The organism is Candidatus Nanopelagicales bacterium (genome assembly GCA_037045355.1).
Classification (GTDB): domain Bacteria; phylum Actinomycetota; class Actinomycetes; order S36-B12.
This window is the reverse complement of the sequence record JBAOHO010000021.1, coordinates 54,810-70,252: the sequence shown is the minus strand read 5'-3', so window position 1 is coordinate 70,252 and position 15,443 is coordinate 54,810. Positions and strand designations below refer to the sequence as shown.

The 15,443-nt window shown below is 66.6% G+C and carries 15 protein-coding genes and 1 tRNA gene; 3 read left to right on the top strand and 13 right to left on the bottom strand.

Going from position 1 to position 15,443, the window contains the following annotated elements:
- Window positions 1–521 precede the first annotated feature (521 nt).
- The 3 genes from V9E98_11000 (at window position 522) to V9E98_10990 (ending at window position 2,020) form a co-directional block, all read left to right on the top strand.
- Window positions 522–671, top strand: a complete 150-nt coding sequence (locus V9E98_11000; protein MEI2717505.1) for a hypothetical protein — start codon at window positions 522–524, stop codon at window positions 669–671.
- A 183-nt stretch (window positions 672–854) separates the two neighbouring features.
- Window positions 855–1,793 (top strand): SGNH/GDSL hydrolase family protein, encoded by a 939-nt coding sequence (locus V9E98_10995; protein ID MEI2717504.1) that lies wholly within the window; start codon window positions 855–857, stop codon window positions 1,791–1,793.
- A complete protein-coding gene (locus tag V9E98_10990) occupies window positions 1,790–2,020 on the top strand; it encodes a DUF4287 domain-containing protein (GenBank protein ID MEI2717503.1) in 231 nt (76 codons plus the stop codon). The genes V9E98_10995 and V9E98_10990 overlap by 4 nt, the downstream gene beginning before the upstream one ends.
- 74 nt (window positions 2,021–2,094) lie before the next feature.
- On the opposite strand, the gene V9E98_10985 is transcribed toward V9E98_10990, so the two are convergent.
- The 13 genes from V9E98_10985 to mfd form a co-directional block, all read right to left on the bottom strand.
- Window positions 2,095–2,958 (bottom strand): Bax inhibitor-1/YccA family protein, encoded by an 864-nt coding sequence (locus tag V9E98_10985; GenBank protein MEI2717502.1) that lies wholly within the window; start codon window positions 2,956–2,958, stop codon window positions 2,095–2,097.
- Window positions 2,959–3,206: 248 nt separating this feature from the next.
- Window positions 3,207–3,659, bottom strand: coding sequence for a hypothetical protein (locus V9E98_10980; protein ID MEI2717501.1), 453 nt, complete (start codon window positions 3,657–3,659; stop codon window positions 3,207–3,209).
- Between the two features lie 298 nt (window positions 3,660–3,957).
- Window positions 3,958–4,044, bottom strand: a tRNA-Leu gene (locus V9E98_10975).
- A gap of 15 nt (window positions 4,045–4,059) precedes the next feature.
- Window positions 4,060–4,560 (bottom strand): peptide deformylase, encoded by a 501-nt coding sequence (locus tag V9E98_10970; protein MEI2717500.1) that lies wholly within the window; start codon window positions 4,558–4,560, stop codon window positions 4,060–4,062.
- 35 nt (window positions 4,561–4,595) lie between these two features.
- Window positions 4,596–5,114: an ACT domain-containing protein gene (locus tag V9E98_10965; protein MEI2717499.1), complete on the bottom strand. Its 519-nt coding sequence runs from the start codon at window positions 5,112–5,114 to the stop codon at window positions 4,596–4,598.
- A gap of 77 nt (window positions 5,115–5,191) precedes the next feature.
- Window positions 5,192–6,130, bottom strand: a complete 939-nt coding sequence (locus V9E98_10960) for a Ppx/GppA phosphatase family protein (protein MEI2717498.1) — start codon at window positions 6,128–6,130, stop codon at window positions 5,192–5,194.
- A gap of 23 nt (window positions 6,131–6,153) precedes the next feature.
- Window positions 6,154–6,723: a DUF501 domain-containing protein gene (locus V9E98_10955; GenBank protein MEI2717497.1), complete on the bottom strand. Its 570-nt coding sequence runs from the start codon at window positions 6,721–6,723 to the stop codon at window positions 6,154–6,156.
- The gene (locus V9E98_10950; GenBank protein ID MEI2717496.1) at window positions 6,716–7,171 is read right to left on the bottom strand and encodes a septum formation initiator family protein; all 456 of its coding nucleotides are present in this window, start codon (window positions 7,169–7,171) and stop codon (window positions 6,716–6,718) included. Before V9E98_10950 ends, V9E98_10955 begins: the two co-directional genes overlap by 8 nt.
- Before the next feature lie 52 nt (window positions 7,172–7,223).
- Window positions 7,224–8,501, bottom strand: coding sequence for a phosphopyruvate hydratase (gene eno, locus V9E98_10945; GenBank protein MEI2717495.1), 1,278 nt, complete (start codon window positions 8,499–8,501; stop codon window positions 7,224–7,226).
- 70 nt (window positions 8,502–8,571) lie between these two features.
- Window positions 8,572–10,230: a DUF885 domain-containing protein gene (locus V9E98_10940; GenBank protein MEI2717494.1), complete on the bottom strand. Its 1,659-nt coding sequence runs from the start codon at window positions 10,228–10,230 to the stop codon at window positions 8,572–8,574.
- 178 nt (window positions 10,231–10,408) lie between these two features.
- Window positions 10,409–11,155 carry a MazG family protein gene (locus V9E98_10935; GenBank protein ID MEI2717493.1) on the bottom strand — a complete coding sequence of 249 codons (747 nt, stop codon included), beginning with the start codon at window positions 11,153–11,155 and terminating at the stop codon, window positions 10,409–10,411.
- On the bottom strand, window positions 11,152–11,775 hold the full coding sequence (locus V9E98_10930; GenBank protein ID MEI2717492.1) for a hypothetical protein: 624 nt from the start codon (window positions 11,773–11,775) through the stop codon (window positions 11,152–11,154). The genes V9E98_10935 and V9E98_10930 overlap by 4 nt, the downstream gene beginning before the upstream one ends.
- Complete coding sequence (gene mfd, locus V9E98_10925; protein ID MEI2717491.1) at window positions 11,772–15,338, bottom strand: transcription-repair coupling factor; 3,567 nt, start codon at window positions 15,336–15,338, stop codon at window positions 11,772–11,774. Before mfd ends, V9E98_10930 begins: the two co-directional genes overlap by 4 nt.
- Window positions 15,339–15,443 lie beyond the last annotated feature (105 nt).

The window sequence follows — 15,443 nt, the reverse complement described above, 5'->3', positions numbered from 1 at the left end:
GCGCACGCCCAGTCGATCCCCGGCGCACGCGTGCTCGGTGCTCCGATCCGCCACCGACAGGGTGTTCAGCGCCGGGCGCCGACGTCGCGGAGTACCGCGAGAACGCCGGGAAGCACAGACTGGGGCCTGGCGAACCACACGCAGAGTCACCCGAAGGCGACACAGGCGTTGGCGGACTGCACGTTGGCCACCGTCGCGCGGATCGCGGGACCCTGCGCCGGGGGTGCGGTCGGGCCTCATCGCCGCCTGCGATCTTCGCTTCTCATCCGCCGATGCCTTGTTCGCCGTCCCTCCCACGCGCCTCGGACTGGTCTACCCGCAGCCAGACACCGCCCGGCTGGTCGACCTCATCGGACCCAGCGCCACCAAACGTCTCCTGCTGACCGCAGCTCGGATGGAAGCAACCTGGGCTCTGCGGGTGGGTCTGGTCGACGAGACTCGTCCACCTCGAGGATCTGGATGCCGCCATCGACCAGTTGGTGCTGCAGATCGCCGGTGGAGCCCCGGTATCGGTTCGGGCGATGAAGCGGACCATCGCGTGGGCCGGGTCCGGAGTGCGAGACGAGAACGACGACACCCGGGCGCTCCTCGTCGAGGCACTCGAGCACCCCGATCACCTCGAGGGCACTGCGGCGTTCCTGGAGCGACGGACACCTTTGTTCGCAAGCTGAGCGATTTGTTCGCAAGCCGAGCGATTTGTTCGCAAGCCGAGCGATCACAGCATCATCTGTCGTCCCTTGCTGCCACCATCGGATCGTGGTCTCCACCCTGATCCCCGAACAGTTGCGCGCTTTGCTGCGTACAGCGGCGCCGGGCTGGTCGGCGTTGGTGCCGCTGCAGCCGGCCTGATCAACATGCAACGCCAGCAGGCCAAGCGGACCATCGGACCTCGTCGCACAGCTGCCCCCTACGACGACGGCAGGTACGGACGGTCCAAGGGCCCGTCGAAGCGTCTGGTGATGATCGGAGACTCGATCGCCGCGGGCCTCGGCGCCGACCACCCCACCCAGACGATCGGAGCCCAACTCGCGCGCCTCGTGTCGGACTACACTCGCCAGGCTGTCGTGCTGAGCAACGTCGCCATGGTGGGGGCCCGCACCCGCGACCTCGAGGCCCAGGTCACGCGCGCCCTGCAATACCGGCCCCACGTTGCGGTCATCATCATCGGTGCCAACGACGTCACCCACGCGGTGCCCAGGCGGGTATCGGTGGCTCGCCTCGAGGAGGCAGTCCGACGACTGCGCGATCACAACGTCCAGGTCGTCATGGGGACCGCCCCGGACTTCGGCGCGGTCCAACCCATTCGACCCCCCTTGCGCTGGATGCTGCGCGAGATGGCCCGCTCACTCGCAACAGCCCAGGCCGTGGCAGTGGTTCGCGCGGGCGCTCGCGCAGTGTCATTGGGCGATCTTCTCGGTCCCGAGTTCGCCCAGCGGCCCTACCAGCTCTTCAGCACCGATCAGTTCCATCCCTCGACCGAGGGCTACGAGGCGGTCGCGCAGGTCCTGGCTCCCTCGGTCCTCGCAGCGCTGAGCCGGGGGGAACGTGGCGAGGTCCTGCCGGAACTGTTCGACGCATCTGTCGAAGCCCCGCTGCTCGAAGTGGCCGCCGCAGCCGCCGAGCAACCCGGTACCGAGGTGTCGGCGGCGCCTGCGGAACCAGGTCGCCTGGGGCGGCGACGCAGACGTATCCTGCGCATCGGAGTTCCCGGGGACCGGGCATCGGATCCAGCCGATCACGGGAGTACGGTGGACTCCAGCGAACAGGGGCCACGACACCGGGAGGAACGATGACCCTGCACCATTCCGAGGAGACGCACCGCCAGTTGGTGGAGCGGATCCCCGCCTCCACCGGCAAGCAGATGAGCGAGTGGTTCACTGTGCTGGAACATGGCCCAGCACTGTCCCGGTTCGACGAACGCGTCACCTGGTTGCGCTCCGAGTACGACCTCTCACACGGCCAGGCGACAGCCATCGTGCACGAGTACGACAAAGTGCGGGCAGCGCGCAAACTCACCTGACCCACAGGACACGAACGGCGGGGACGATCCGATCGGATCGTCCCCGCCGTTGTCAGGTCAGTCTCGGGCGAGCATCAGTCCCTGCTGAGCGCGACCAAGGCAAGAAGCCGCAGGATCTCGAGGTACAGCCAGATCAGCGTGACCAACAGCCCGAATGACATCCGCCACGACTCACGCTCGGGCAGTCCCATCTTGATGCCCTGTTCGATCGCGGCGAAGTCCAGGTTGAGGGTGAATGCCGCCAGCAGCACTCCGAAGGCACACAGCAACAGGCCGAGGGTCCCGACTCCGTAGAAGCCCCAGCCTCCACCGACTCCGAACAGGGCCGCGACGAATGACGCCAGGGCGATGACGGCGTAGCTGATGAGCGCCACCATCATGACCTTCATGAAGGTCCCGTTGACCTTGATGATTCGGCCCGTGTAGAGGGCCAGCATCACACCGAAAGCCACCAGGGTGCCGATGATCGCCTGCGACACCAGGCCCGTGTACTGAGGGTTGCTCTGCTGGACGAGCGCGTCGTACCACCACGAGATTCCCCCCAAGAAGATGCCCTCGACGAACGCGTAGGCGAGCGCCAGCGGCGGCTTGATGGACTTCATGAAGGTGTTGGCCAGACCCAGGCCCAGACCGATCAGCATGGCCACCCACGTGACCCACGGCATTGTGGGAGCGAGCTGCCAACCGATCACCGCTCCGACGATGAGAACGACGAAGTTGATGCCTGTCTTGACGATGACGTCGTTCAGGGTGACGCGCGCACCGGTGACCTCCGGTGTGTGCATCTGGCCCATACCGGCTGCCTGGGCGGCATCCATGGTCGCCAGTCCGGTGGTGGCCTGCTGGTACGCGGAGCGCCCTTCGTCGTACGCGAAGCCACTTCCGCCTGGGGCCGCTTCCTTGTCGATCCGGTTCAGGATCGGATTACGACTTTGCACAGTGAGTTCACTCCTCCTGTCATGCGCCACGATCGGCGCAGGCTCGTCCGCCCAGTATGGCGGACACTTCAAGTATGAGCGACAAAGCACGAAAGAACATTCCCGTGTGGCGTCGGTAGGGCTCAACTCCGAGAATCTGACAAATCTCTGACATTCCCGCGTACCTGTGCCGGGAATGCCAATACCCGCGCGTCCTGTAGGCAGCTGGCACGGCTGTCTGTTCGAGCGAGTTCAGCTTCGCGCCCATCTCACGCCCGCGCGAGGCTGTAGGCCAGAAAGTGATACCGCCGGGAATCGACGTCGAAAGTGGCCAGCGGCTGGGCGCCGAGTTTGGTTGTCGTCGTGTGCAACGATTGAGGGTTCTCGGCTGCCACGAACAGCACGCCGATGTCGAAGCGATGCGCGTACGCTGCGCGCGTGACCGCGTTGAACGTGGAGTAGAGACCCTGCCCGCGGACGGACCGGTCGATCACGACTGGCCCGCGAAACGCGAAGCGTTGTTCGGCGATGGGTTGGGAGTCGAACTCCACAGTTGCCGCGAGCCCGAGCATCTCCTCGATGATCGGAGATGAACCGGCGCTCGACAGGGTTGAGGGGTCCAGGACCGCTATGAAACCTCCAACCGTGCCGTCATCGGTGGCTGCCACGTGAACCCCGCCGGAGTCGACTGCGGCCTCGAACCACTGCTGGGAGTGAAGCACTCGAGATGAAGCCGTGGGTCCGATCGGATGGATCGAGATTGCCGACGTAGTAGCGCGATTCGAGCGCCATGATGGACCGAACGTCGTCCCGTGTCGCCACCCTGACCATCATCACGAGGTCAATCTATGGGGCCCGGGGCGGATTCAACACGTCCTCGACGGCTCATGCTGGGGCCCGGCTCGGTGACTGCCGCGATCCGGTGCCGGCAACACGAGGAGCGGATTGAGGGCAGCCTGCCCGCCAAAGCCCGTCGGCAGGCGGCGGATGAACTGTTTCGGGCGGACTTCACGCTCAGAATGGTGCCCGGAGTGGGACTTGAACCCACACGCCGTTGCCGGCCCGAGGGTTTAAGCCTCGTGCGTCTGCCGATTCCGCCATCCGGGCGCTGCGTGGCCCAGCCTACTGATAACGGCGACGGGGATGGATCGCGTGGGATCCCGCCACCCGGTCGAGGAACAGCAGACCGTCCACATGGTCCAGCTCATGCTGCAGCGCGCGGGCTTCGAATGCATCTGTGACGATCTCGACCCAGTCCCCCGTTCCGGGCAGTTGGCCCGCCACCACCAGCCTGCTCGCCCGGCGGACATCGCCGGTGAAGTCAGGTACCGACATACACCCCTCGCGGGCTCGTTCCTTGCGAGTGGCCGACCCGACCACGGGATTGACGAGAACGAAAGAGCCGTGACACGTTCCCGTCTTCGGATGACGAGTCACATCCACACAGAACACCCGCCAGGCAACACCCACCTGGTTCGCCGCGAGCCCCACACACCCGGGCGACACGACCATCGTGGCCAACAGATCCGCAGCCAGGTGCACTACCTCGGGGTCATCCGGTCGCACCGTCGCACCCACCGTGGCCAACACCGGATCCGGCGCGGTGACGACGGGTCGGATCACGCCCGGCGGAAGATCCGGAACAGGCAACCGCGCCACTACAGCAAGTCCTCGTCGACGGCGTGCAGAGATGCGGTCACTCCCATGGTCGCCATACGCCGATCGAGATCGGCAGCCACCACTGCGAGTTCCGTGTCGGAGGGGAAGGAGACGTCAGCGGTCAAAACATAGAGGTCGCGACCGAGTCGGGTGCTGAGGTCGGTGATGTTGCCCCCGTGGTCCATGATCACCGCGGTGGCAGCCCGCACAATCCCGGGCCGGTCGGCACCATGCACTGACACCACAGCGGCGAGTCCGACATCCGGGGTCTGCTCGTCGGTCACAGCGAAGACCGACACGACCAGACCATCGTCGGCGAGATCGGTCAGCTGGTCGCGAAGTTGTGACACCGGAACACCGTTGGGAAGTGCGGCGACCAGAGTCATCGCGAAGTGTCCCCGCAGCAGGCTCATGGAACTGTCTTCGAGGTTGCCGGACAAGTCGGCGATCGCGGATGTCACCCGGTGGACGATTCCCGGCCGATCATGGCCCACAACGGTAACGGCGACGGATGGCATGAAATGACCCTACTCGGACCGTCGCGGTGGTGACGGGCTGCTGATCGTCAGGCTGCTGGGCTGGTGAGCCGATGTGGTCAGTCCGGGCGAGGTCTGACTTGCGGGTCCAGCAGCGACCAGGCGAGACCGTCGAGGATGTCGTGCTCGCTGGCGATCAGTGAACTCATCCCCAGTCGGCGCATGATGACGGCCAGGATCGTCGCTCCGGACACGATGACGTCTGCTCGGCCCGGGTGCATCACGGCGAGGTCGCGGCGCTCGGCCACGGTCAGCCGAGCCAGGTCGGCTGCGATCCGGTCGATGTCGGCGGCGGCGATCCGGGCGCCGTGAATCCGCTCAGAGTCGTACAGCGGGAGCCCGAGCGCGAGAGCCGCAACCGTCGTGACCGTCCCCGCCAGCCCGACGACGTCTCGTGCCGCGGTCACATCGATGGCCGCAAGGACCCGGTCCATGAACTCATCGGCCGTCGCCACCAGCGCTGCCAGTTCCTCCTCACTCGGAGGGTCGGAGACCAGGAAACGTTCGTGGTAGCGCACACAGCCCATGTCCACGCTGATCGCCTGCCCCACTCCCCCGTCGCCGACCACGAACTCGGTCGATCCGCCACCGATGTCGAAAATCACGACCGGCTCGTCGTGCGCCAAGCCTCGGGTGGCGCCCACATAGGACAGCCGGGCCTCCTCGTCCCCGGAGATCACTTCCGGCTCAACGCCGAGGATCTGCTCGACGCCGGCGGTGAACTCCGCCGAGTTGTCCGCGTCCCGACTGGCTGACGTGGCCACGAATCTGATCCGGTCGGCTCCCAGATCGGAGATGACCTCGCCGTAGTTGCGGCAGGCCGCGAAGGTGCGCTGCAGCGCGGCCGACGACAGTCGTCCCGTTCGGTCGACTCCTTCGCCCAGTCGGACGACCGTCATGCGCCGGTCCAGGTCCACGAGACTGTCGCCAGAACGATCGGCCACGAGTAGCCGGATGGAGTTGGTCCCACAGTCGATCGCAGCGACAGGGCCAGTCATGGCTGTCTCCCCTCCAGAGATCCTCACGTGAGCCCTCCTGCCGGACCGACCGCCGCTGGATCCTCCTCGCCACCGGCACCAACCCCCGCGGCCCGACGGTTGAGGGCGGTGCCGAAGCATGTCTCGCCGTCCCACCAGGGTGAGATCTCAGCCACGACCTCGTCGCCGAGGGGGTTGACTCCCGGACCGGCAGCCAGGGAGTGGGCCGCCAGAACGTGCAGGCACTTGACCCGGTTCGGCATGCCACCCGCCGACACGCCCTGGATCTCGGGGACCGATCCGAGCGCGGCTCGACGTGACAGGTAGTCGGCATGCGCTGCACGGTAGGCACGTGCCAGCGTCTCGTCTTCGGCGAGGCGCTGCTGCATGACGCGCATCCAGCCTCGGGCCTCGAGTGTGCTCACGGCAGCATTCGCCCGCGGGCAGGTGAGGTAGAACAACGTTGGGAACGGCGTCCCATCCGAGAGCCGCGGGCGAGTGGCCACGACATCAGGCGCGCCACAGGGACAGCGATGGGCGACCTCCGCGACGTCACGGGGCGGGCGGCCCAACTGGTCGGCGACGAGGTCCGGGTCGGACGGCCGCTCAGCCACCATCGGACTCGGGGGCCGACAGCGGCCGAACCCCCGCAGCGGTCTCAGTGGAGCGCCAGACCTTGTCGTACCAGGTGACCGCAGGTTCTTCGACGACTTCGGTGTTGGCCAGTTCGTCGCGGTCGAGGGTGATCAGCCCCGCCTCGCCGGGGCGAACCAAGTTCAGCCGCAACCGCGCCTGGGCCTCCACATAACGGGGGTTCTGCCACATCTGCTGTTCGCTTTGCAGCGCGGCGACCCGCTGCCTGGCAGCGTCGATCTCGGCTCTCATGGAGTCCAACTCCGAGCGCTGAGCGACCCACGTCCTGATGGGAAGCGCGAGCATGAGAGCCACGGCCAACAGGGTGCCGAACAGAACCAAAGTGCGTCCCGAGGTGTGGTGCTCGACCACCGGAGCGTCGCCCTGCGCAACCTCCGCGGGCCGGGGCGGAGCGGCAGTCGGAGTCATGCCTCAGATCGTCGCATACGGATCGGGCTGCACCCGGCAGCGCCGCGGCGCGTCAGGGCTGGAAGCGCGGGAATGCACTTGCTCCGGCGTAGCGCGCCGCATCGTCGAGTTCCTCTTCGATGCGCAGCAACTGGTTGTACTTCGCGACGCGTTCCGACCGCGCCGGAGCTCCTGTCTTGATCTGACCGCAGTCAGTGGCCACGGCCAGATCGGCGATGGTGGTGTCCTCGGTTTCGCCCGAGCGATGCGACATCATGCACGCGTACCCGTTGCGGTGCGCCAGTGCGACCGCGTCCAGAGTCTCGGACAATGTGCCGATCTGATTGACCTTGACCAGCAGGGCATTGGCTGCGCCGGCGTCGATGCCCCGCTGCAAGCGTTCCGGGTTCGTGACGAAGAGGTCGTCTCCGACGATCTGGATCTTGTCGCCTAGCGCATCGGTGACGTGGACCCATCCGTCCCAGTCCTCTTCATCCAGAGGATCCTCGATCGACACCAGCGGGAAGTCCGCAACCAGGGACTCGTAGTAGCCCGTCATCCACTCCGCACTGCGGTCGGCGCCTTCGAACTGGTAGACCCCGTCGCTGCAGAACTCCGACGCGGCAACATCCAGCGCCAGCGCAACTTCGCGGCCAGGGGCGAATCCGGCCTTCTCGATGGCGGCCACGATGATGTCCAGCGCCGCCCGGTTGCTGGCCAAGTCAGGGGCGAACCCTCCCTCATCACCCAAACCGGTCGCCAAGCCCTGCTCCTTGAGCACCGACTTCAGCGCGTGGTACACCTCCGCGCCCCAGCGCACGGAATCGGCGAACGTCGGCGCCCCGATCGGAGCGATCATGAACTCCTGGATGTCCACGTTGGAGTCGGCGTGGGCCCCGCCGTTCAGGATGTTCATCATGGGCACCGGCAGGACATGAGCGCTGGGCCCGCCGACGTAGCGGAAAAGCGGAAGGTCAGCGGATTCGGCGGCGGCTCGGGCAACGGCCAGTGAGACGCCCAGGATCGCGTTGGCGCCCAGTCGGCTCTTGTTGGCTGTGCCATCTAGATCGATCATGGCCTGATCGACCAGGCGCTGTTCGGACGCGTCGAAACCCAGCACTTCGGGCGCGATGTCGTCGGTGACCGCCACGCATGCTTCGGTGACGCCCTTGCCTCCGTACCGATCGCCACCGTCTCGCCGTTCCGCTGCCTCGAACGCTCCCGTTGATGCGCCGGACGGGACCGCTGCACGACCCACCGCTCCGTCATCCAGTCCGACCTCGACCTCGACCGTGGGGTTTCCTCGTGAGTCAAGAATCTCTCGGGCGATCACTGCTTCGATGCTGGCCATGACGGGGGGTCCTCCCTGCTCGCAATCCGCACACTTGGCGACCACCCTATCCGGGCATCGCGCAGGAGGGTCACTCCAGTCCCACGAGCCCTCGCAACACCGCCGGTGGCACCGATCCATGGGACAGCACCGCATCGTGGACTGTCCCGAGACTCCAATCCCGATGCCGCGCCGCGAGATCCGCGACCACGTTGCTGACGCCCCGATGGCCGACGTAGTAGCTCGGCAATTGGCCCGCGGTCAACTGAGCCCGGTGCCACTTCCCGACGATCTCACCGTCTTCTTGGAACCCCTTGGTCGACAGCAGCCGCCGCGCTTCTGCCTCCGTCATCCCTCGCGTGTGAATCCTGATGTCGAGGATCGTGTTCAGGATCGTGCGCAGTCGCATCTTGAGCTGTTGCAGACGTAAGGAGGGGCGCGGTTCATCAGCCACGGTGAAACCTTCCCGGACCATCATCTCCTCCGCGTAGACCGCCCACCCCTCGATGAACAACTCACTGGGCATGGTGGCGCGCGCATACGTCGGTGCCGCTGCCTCGCGAGCCCGGGCCAACTGCACCGCGTGACCTGGCATGGCCTCGTGGACCATCAAGTCCTGGATCATGTGGCGGTTGTACTCGCGGTAGAAGGTCTGGCGCCGGGAGCGATCCCAGTCTCGCGGTGTGGGCGCGATGGCGAGAAGTGTCGCCAGTCGCGACCGCTCCAGCGGTCCGGGTGCGTCACGGTCGGCGACGGCGACCCCCCGGCGAGCGGCAGGCATGGCCTCGAGACGCAGATCGATGTCGGGAACGCTCACGATGCGGTTCTCGGTGACGAAGTCCGTGGCGTGGATGAGGGCGTCATCGGCGACTTCCAGAACGTTGGCGTCGGAGACATCGGACTCAGCGGCTAACTGCTCCACCGCCTGTGAAATGGCGCTGCGGTCGGCGACGGTCGTGCCACCGAACTGAACCGCCGTGGTCACCAGGTCGTCGAGCACACAGTCGAGGTCGTCCTCCGCCGCCGCCAGGAGCTCGTCGATGTCGCAATCGAGATCGAGGTGGTGCCGCATCACACCGCGATAGAGGTCGGGCCCGAGCGCCGCGGGGCGCTGGGCCTCGTCGACCTGGTCCCACAACCAGTCCGCGTGACTCTCGCAGGAGCGGACTGCTGTCTCGACGGCGTCCTGGACCCCAGGCTCGCTGGCCAGTTCACCCAGAGACCCCGTGAGAAGCGAGCCGAGCTGACGCAGTTGGGTCACCGCAGTGATGACGTGTGGCCGCGGCATCGGACCGAGTGTCTGCCTGGCACTGTCCAGGAACTCAGGAACGGTCCTGAGTCTGTGTATCAGGGATCGGGCACGGACTTTCGGCGGCGCGTAGGGCCTGGCGACCAGCGTGTACAGAGGGTCGATCGGACTCCAGGCCAAGGGATCCCACTCGTTGCGCCGCAGGACTGTGAGGTCGAAGATCCGGCGGGCCACCCCGCGCCGCAGGATCTGCAGGTCCGCGAGAGCGAACCGGGACAGGGCACGCTCATCCACCCGGTCCAAGAACAGTTGGTGGCGCTGCAGCACGCGGGCGAACTCGTCGGCTCCGTCGGGGGTCAGATCGGGCATCCGTTCGTCGAACCGATGGTCTCCGATGCGAGTGGCATGCGCGGGATCACGGACCAGGATGTCGTCGAGGACCCCCTCGGCCAACCCGACGAACCTGCGGTCCTCTGGGCTGTGGACTCCGGTGCCGAGCATTGTTCGACCCTACTGCTGGCTCGATGGGACCGCCGGCTCGACGGGACCGCCGGTTCGACGGGACCGCCGGTTCGACGGGACTGCCGGTTCGACGGGACTGCCGGTTCGACGGGACTGCCGGTTCGACGGGACTGCCGGTTCGACGGGACTGCCGGTTCGACGTAGGCGGCGGACGAAGTCAGGGGGCGCCTCCGAGACGGGACTCCCCAGGCCCGAATCCGGCTTCCGCCGGTCTCATGCCGGTCTCCGCTTGTCTCATGTCTGATTCCGCTTGCTGGATGTTCCGGTGCAGTTCGCGGACCCTCCCGCGCAGCGACGCCTCGGCGTCCCAGCCTTGGGATTCAGCGGCGATCACCAGTGCGAGGAGTTGTTCCGCGAGTTGGTCCTCGTCCGCTGGCACCTGCTCGTCAATCGGTGACGCCAAGTCATCGGCGCGGATACCGGCCTCGACCGCCCGCCGCCAGGATTTCTGGGCCCACGCGAGCGCGGGCAGGGTGGCCGGGATCCCCGCAACCGCTGAGGTCCGGGCCTTTTCGGCCGCCTTGATCACCGCCCAGTTCCGCGTCAGGGTTTCTTCATCCGAAGTACCGACCGGGGCCAGCTCCGAGTACTCGGAGTCCGTCCCGAAAACATGGGGGTGGCGGCGCACCAGTTTCGCCACTATTCCGGCGGCGACATCCTCGATGTCCCAGCCGGGGTCCCCTTCGGAGGCGATGCGGGCATGGAAGACCACCTGGAGGAGCAGGTCGCCCAGCTCTTCGCGGAGACCGTCCAGGTCGTCGGTTTCGATAGCTTCGATCGTCTCGTGGGTCTCCTCGAGCAGGTACTCCACCAACGTGCGGTGCGTTTGGCGGGCATCCCAGGCGCAGTGCGTGCGAAGCCGGTCCATGACATCGACCAACTCCAGCAGCGCCGAACCGGTCACGGGGCGGGGATCACGGGCCCGGGCTCGACCGCGGGACGCGCGACGGGGTCTGGATTGGGGACGAGTTGGAGTTGTTCGGGGTCCCAGACTCCGTACTTGGGGGCCACCTCGACGCCAATGCGCGACGAGACTTCGCGCACTTTCTCGAGTAGTGCGGCCTGAGCGGCTTGCTGTTGCCCACCCGGGGCCAGACGATTTGCTATCGCCGAGGCGAGCAACTGGGTCTCCAGGTCCCGGCGCAACGACTGCGGCGGAATGCCCTGTTGGGCGGCAGCCTGCTGCAACTGCTCTTCACCGCCCAGTTGCTGCACTTGCTGGTCGTATACCTGGTCGGACTGCGACCGGGGGATGCTCACCTGCAGTTCGGCCGCGGTCTGCGCGATCAACTCGTAGCCGAGGTTGTACGACACCAGCGTCCGGGCCAACTCGGCGCTGGGTTCCTCTGCGGGGCGCCCGGCGAGTTCATTGACCGACCGCATCTGGTCGGCGATCGCGCTTTCGGGGATGCGGGCATCACCCACCACAGCCGCTTGGCCGGGTTCAGCCGTGCTGCAGCCGGTCAGCGCCAGCGCGGCCAGCGCAACCCCCGCCAGACCCGAGCCCCACTGCATGCGCTTCATTCCGCTCCCTTGTCCACGGGTTCATCCAAAATGACAGTCTTGACCACCCTGGTCGCCCAGTCCAGCGCATCAGATCCGGTGACGTCGCTGGGGATCGGGACCAGAAGTTGCCGCACCGCTGGTTTGACGATCGTCCCCGGGTACAGCCGCGCCGCGCGCACCCGCCGGGAGTCGGGCAACTGAACGGGATGGAATCGCACCCGCTCGCCCATGGTGATGACCTCGTCCAGTCCGGCGCGCCGCGCCAGCAACCGGAATCGCGCCACCGCCACCATGGCAGCGGCAGGTGGGGGCAGGGGTCCGTAGCGGTCCGCCAGCTCGGCGACGAGATCGTCGATCTCGGCCGCATCCTTCGCCTCGGCAAGCCGCCGATACGCCTCAAGACGCAGCCGTTGTTCCGGGACGTACTCCTGCGGCAGGTGCGCGTCGATGGGAAGGTCCACCCGAATCTCGGCGGCGTCGTCGTCCGCAGCCTGCTCGCCTTTGAACTCGGCGAGCGCCTCGCCGACCATCCGGATGTACAGGTCGAATCCGACATCAGCGATATGCCCGCTCTGCTCCGCTCCCAGCAGGTTGCCCGCGCCACGGATCTCCAGATCCTTCAGCGCCACCTGCATGCCCGATCCCAGATCGGTGTTCTGCGCGATCGTGGAGAGCCGTTCGTGCGCCGTCTCGCTGAGCGACCGGTCCGGCGAATGCAGGAAGTATGCGTACGCACGACTGCGGCTGCGCCCGACGCGGCCCCGCAGCTGATGCAGTTGGCTCAGGCCAAAAGCGTCGGCTCGGTCCACGATCAAAGTGTTGGCGTTCGCGATGTCGATGCCGGACTCCACGATCGTCGTACACACCAGGACGTCGATACGACCTTCCCAGAAGTCGACCACGACACGTTCCAAGTCGGCCTCGGCCATCTGACCGTGAGCTACCGCGACACTGGCCTCCGGCACCAAGTCCCGGATCCGGGCCGCGGTCTTGTCGATGCTCTCGACGCGGTTGTGCACGAAGAACACCTGACCGTCCCGCAGCAGTTCCCGGTGGATGGCCGCCGCCACCTGACGGTCGTCGTAGGCGCCGACGTACGTCAAGATGGGCAGCCGTTCCTCAGGGGGGGTGGCGATGGTCGACATCTCCCGGATCCCCGTGACGGCCATCTCCAAGGTGCGCGGGATCGGGGTGGCTGACATCGCCAGCATGTCGACATTGGCCCGCAACGCCTTGAGGTATTCCTTGTGTTCGACGCCGAACCGCTGCTCCTCATCGACGATCACGAGGCCCAGGTCCTTGAATCGCACGCGAGACGTCAGAAGCCGGTGGGTACCGACGACGATGTCGACAGTTCCGGCGGCGAGTTCCTCGATCACCTTCTGAGCGGCCTTCTCGGACTGGAACCGGCTGAGAGCCTCGACCCGGACAGGGAACTCGCTGAACCTCTCGGTGAACGTGGCCAAGTGCTGCTGGACCAGAAGAGTCGTCGGCACGAGAACGGCCACCTGTTTGCCGTCCTGGACGGCCTTGAATGCGGCTCGGACCGCGATCTCGGTCTTGCCGTACCCGACGTCGCCGCAGATAAGCCGATCCATGGGGACCGGCTTCTCCATGTCGGTCTTGACCTCGTCGATACAGGCGAGTTGGTCAGGCGTCTCGGTGTATTCGAAGGCGTCCTCGAGCTCGCGCTGCCATGGAGTGTCCGAGCCGAACGCGTAGCCGGGTGCCGACTGTCGCGCCGCGTAGAGGCGGATCAACTCCGAGGCGATCTCCTTGACGGCTTTACGGGCGCGGCCCTTGGCTCGGGCCCAATCCGAGCCACCGAGCTTGTTGACCTTGGGTTCCTCGCCTCCGACATAACGACTGACCGCGCCAAGTTGGTCGGTGGGGATGAACAGCCGATCGGGGGGATGACCGCGTTTGCTGGGCGCATATTCGACCACCAAGTACTCGCGATCGGCGCCGCGCACGTCTCGGTGGATCAACTCCAGGAATCGTCCGACTCCATGTTTGTCGTGAACGATGAAGTCGCCGGGTTGCAGCGACAACGGGTCGACCTGCCGTCGGCGTCGCGACGGCATCTTGGTCGCGGTCGGATCACGCCGTGACTGTGTCCGGCGCGCGAAGTCACCGTCGCTGTATACCACGATCCGTTCGGCAGCCCACTGGAATCCGGTGTCGATGCTGCCCACGGCCACGCCGACGCGACCGGTGCTGGGCTGACTGTCACGTGTCGCCGCCACACCTTCATCGGCCAGGACCTCCACCAACCGGTCCGCGGGACCGGACCCGCGCGCCACCACCGCGACCTGCCACCCTGCCCGAACCTTCTGGACGACATCACCGACTGCCGCCGCTGGCCCGACGAAAGGCCCGATGGGTGCCAGACCAGGATCGACTCTCCCCGTGACTTCGGGGCGGGGGCGCTCGACGTCGGTCGGTGGGCCATCGGGATCCGACCGGAGGCCATCAGGATCCGATCGAAGGCCATCAGGATCCGATCGAAGGCCATCAGGATCCGACCGAAGGCCATCAGGATCCGACCGGAGAGAGGTGAGGACAACCCTCTTCGGCAGTAGGTCGTCCAGTTCCGGCCAAGTGGCCAGCGCACCGATACCGGCGGTGATCGGAGTCTGGGCGCCGATGCTGGCTGCGGACCACGCCGCCGCAGCGAACTCGCCGGCAGTGCGCAGTGTTTCGTCGCCTCGCAGCGCCACCCGCTCGGGTTCGACGATGACGGTCCGCGACCCGGCGGGAAGCAGCGTGGGGAGCCGCACCATCTGCTCGCTGACGAGAGGCGCGAGCGCCTCCATGCCCGGTACTGCGATGCCCTCGGCCATCTGGTTGAGTTCGGACCTGGCCTCTGGGTGACGGGTGGCCTGCTCGCTCGCGCGACGACGCACAGCATCGTCGAGGAGCAGTTCCCGGACGGGAACCAGTTCGACCGGGTTGCCCACCGTGGCGATCATGCGCTGATCGGTCACGGCGAACGACCGCAGTTCCTCGATGGTGTCGCCCCACAGCTCCGCGCGAATCGGGTGCTCGGCCGTCGGTGGGAAGACGTCGATGATCCCTCCGCGCACGGCGAACTGCCCGCGTCGTTCGACCAGATCGCACCGCTCATACCCGAAGCCGACCAGTCTTTGGGCGGCGGCCTCGGGATCGAGTTCACCTCCGGGCCGCAGAACGACAGGGTCGGCGGCCACTACCTCGGCCGGTAGGACCTGCATCAGCGCGCGTACCGGTGCGATCACGACATCGGGCCGGTCCACACCGCGCAAGGCCCGGATCACCGACAAACGGGTGCCGACGATGTCCGCCGAGGGGGTAAGGCGCTCGTGGGGCAGCGTCTCCCAGGCCGGAAACAGCGCCACGGACTTGTCCGGCGCCCAGAAGTGCAACTCCCCGCGAATCCGCTCAGCCTCACGACTGCCAGGGGTGACCACCAGAATCGGGCCGAGGCCACCAGCCACGCCGGCGATCGCTGCAGCGAATGCTCCAGGAGGCACGAGCAAAGCAGACGGGTGGACGCCGGCAATACGCCGCGCCAACTCCTGGGGCCAGGCAGACGGCGTCATTGTTCTCCGGGGGATTCTTCTGGTGGCGGTCGGCCGCTGCCAGTGTAGATCCGCGCGGCACCTGGGATCGGGGCGCGGGTGGGCACTGCGGGCACCGCGGGGATC

What these genes read in the sequence shown, in the direction of transcription:
- V9E98_11000 (MEI2717505.1), top strand. Translation starts at nt 522, where the DNA reads ATGAAGCGGACCATCGCGTGGGCCGGGTCCGGAGTGCGAGACGAGAAC.
- V9E98_10995 (MEI2717504.1), top strand. Translation starts at nt 855, where the DNA reads ATGCAACGCCAGCAGGCCAAGCGGACCATCGGACCTCGTCGCACAGCT.
- V9E98_10990 (MEI2717503.1), top strand. Translation starts at nt 1,790, where the DNA reads ATGACCCTGCACCATTCCGAGGAGACGCACCGCCAGTTGGTGGAGCGG.
- V9E98_10965 (MEI2717499.1), bottom strand. Translation starts at nt 5,114, where the DNA reads ATGCCATCCGTCGCCGTTACCGTTGTGGGCCATGATCGGCCGGGAATC.
- V9E98_10960 (MEI2717498.1), bottom strand. Translation starts at nt 6,130, where the DNA reads ATGACTGGCCCTGTCGCTGCGATCGACTGTGGGACCAACTCCATCCGG.
- V9E98_10950 (MEI2717496.1), bottom strand. Translation starts at nt 7,171, where the DNA reads ATGACTCCGACTGCCGCTCCGCCCCGGCCCGCGGAGGTTGCGCAGGGC.
- eno (MEI2717495.1), bottom strand. Translation starts at nt 8,501, where the DNA reads ATGGCCAGCATCGAAGCAGTGATCGCCCGAGAGATTCTTGACTCACGA.
- V9E98_10940 (MEI2717494.1), bottom strand. Translation starts at nt 10,230, where the DNA reads ATGCTCGGCACCGGAGTCCACAGCCCAGAGGACCGCAGGTTCGTCGGG.
- V9E98_10930 (MEI2717492.1), bottom strand. Translation starts at nt 11,775, where the DNA reads ATGAAGCGCATGCAGTGGGGCTCGGGTCTGGCGGGGGTTGCGCTGGCC.
- mfd (MEI2717491.1), bottom strand. Translation starts at nt 15,338, where the DNA reads ATGACGCCGTCTGCCTGGCCCCAGGAGTTGGCGCGGCGTATTGCCGGC.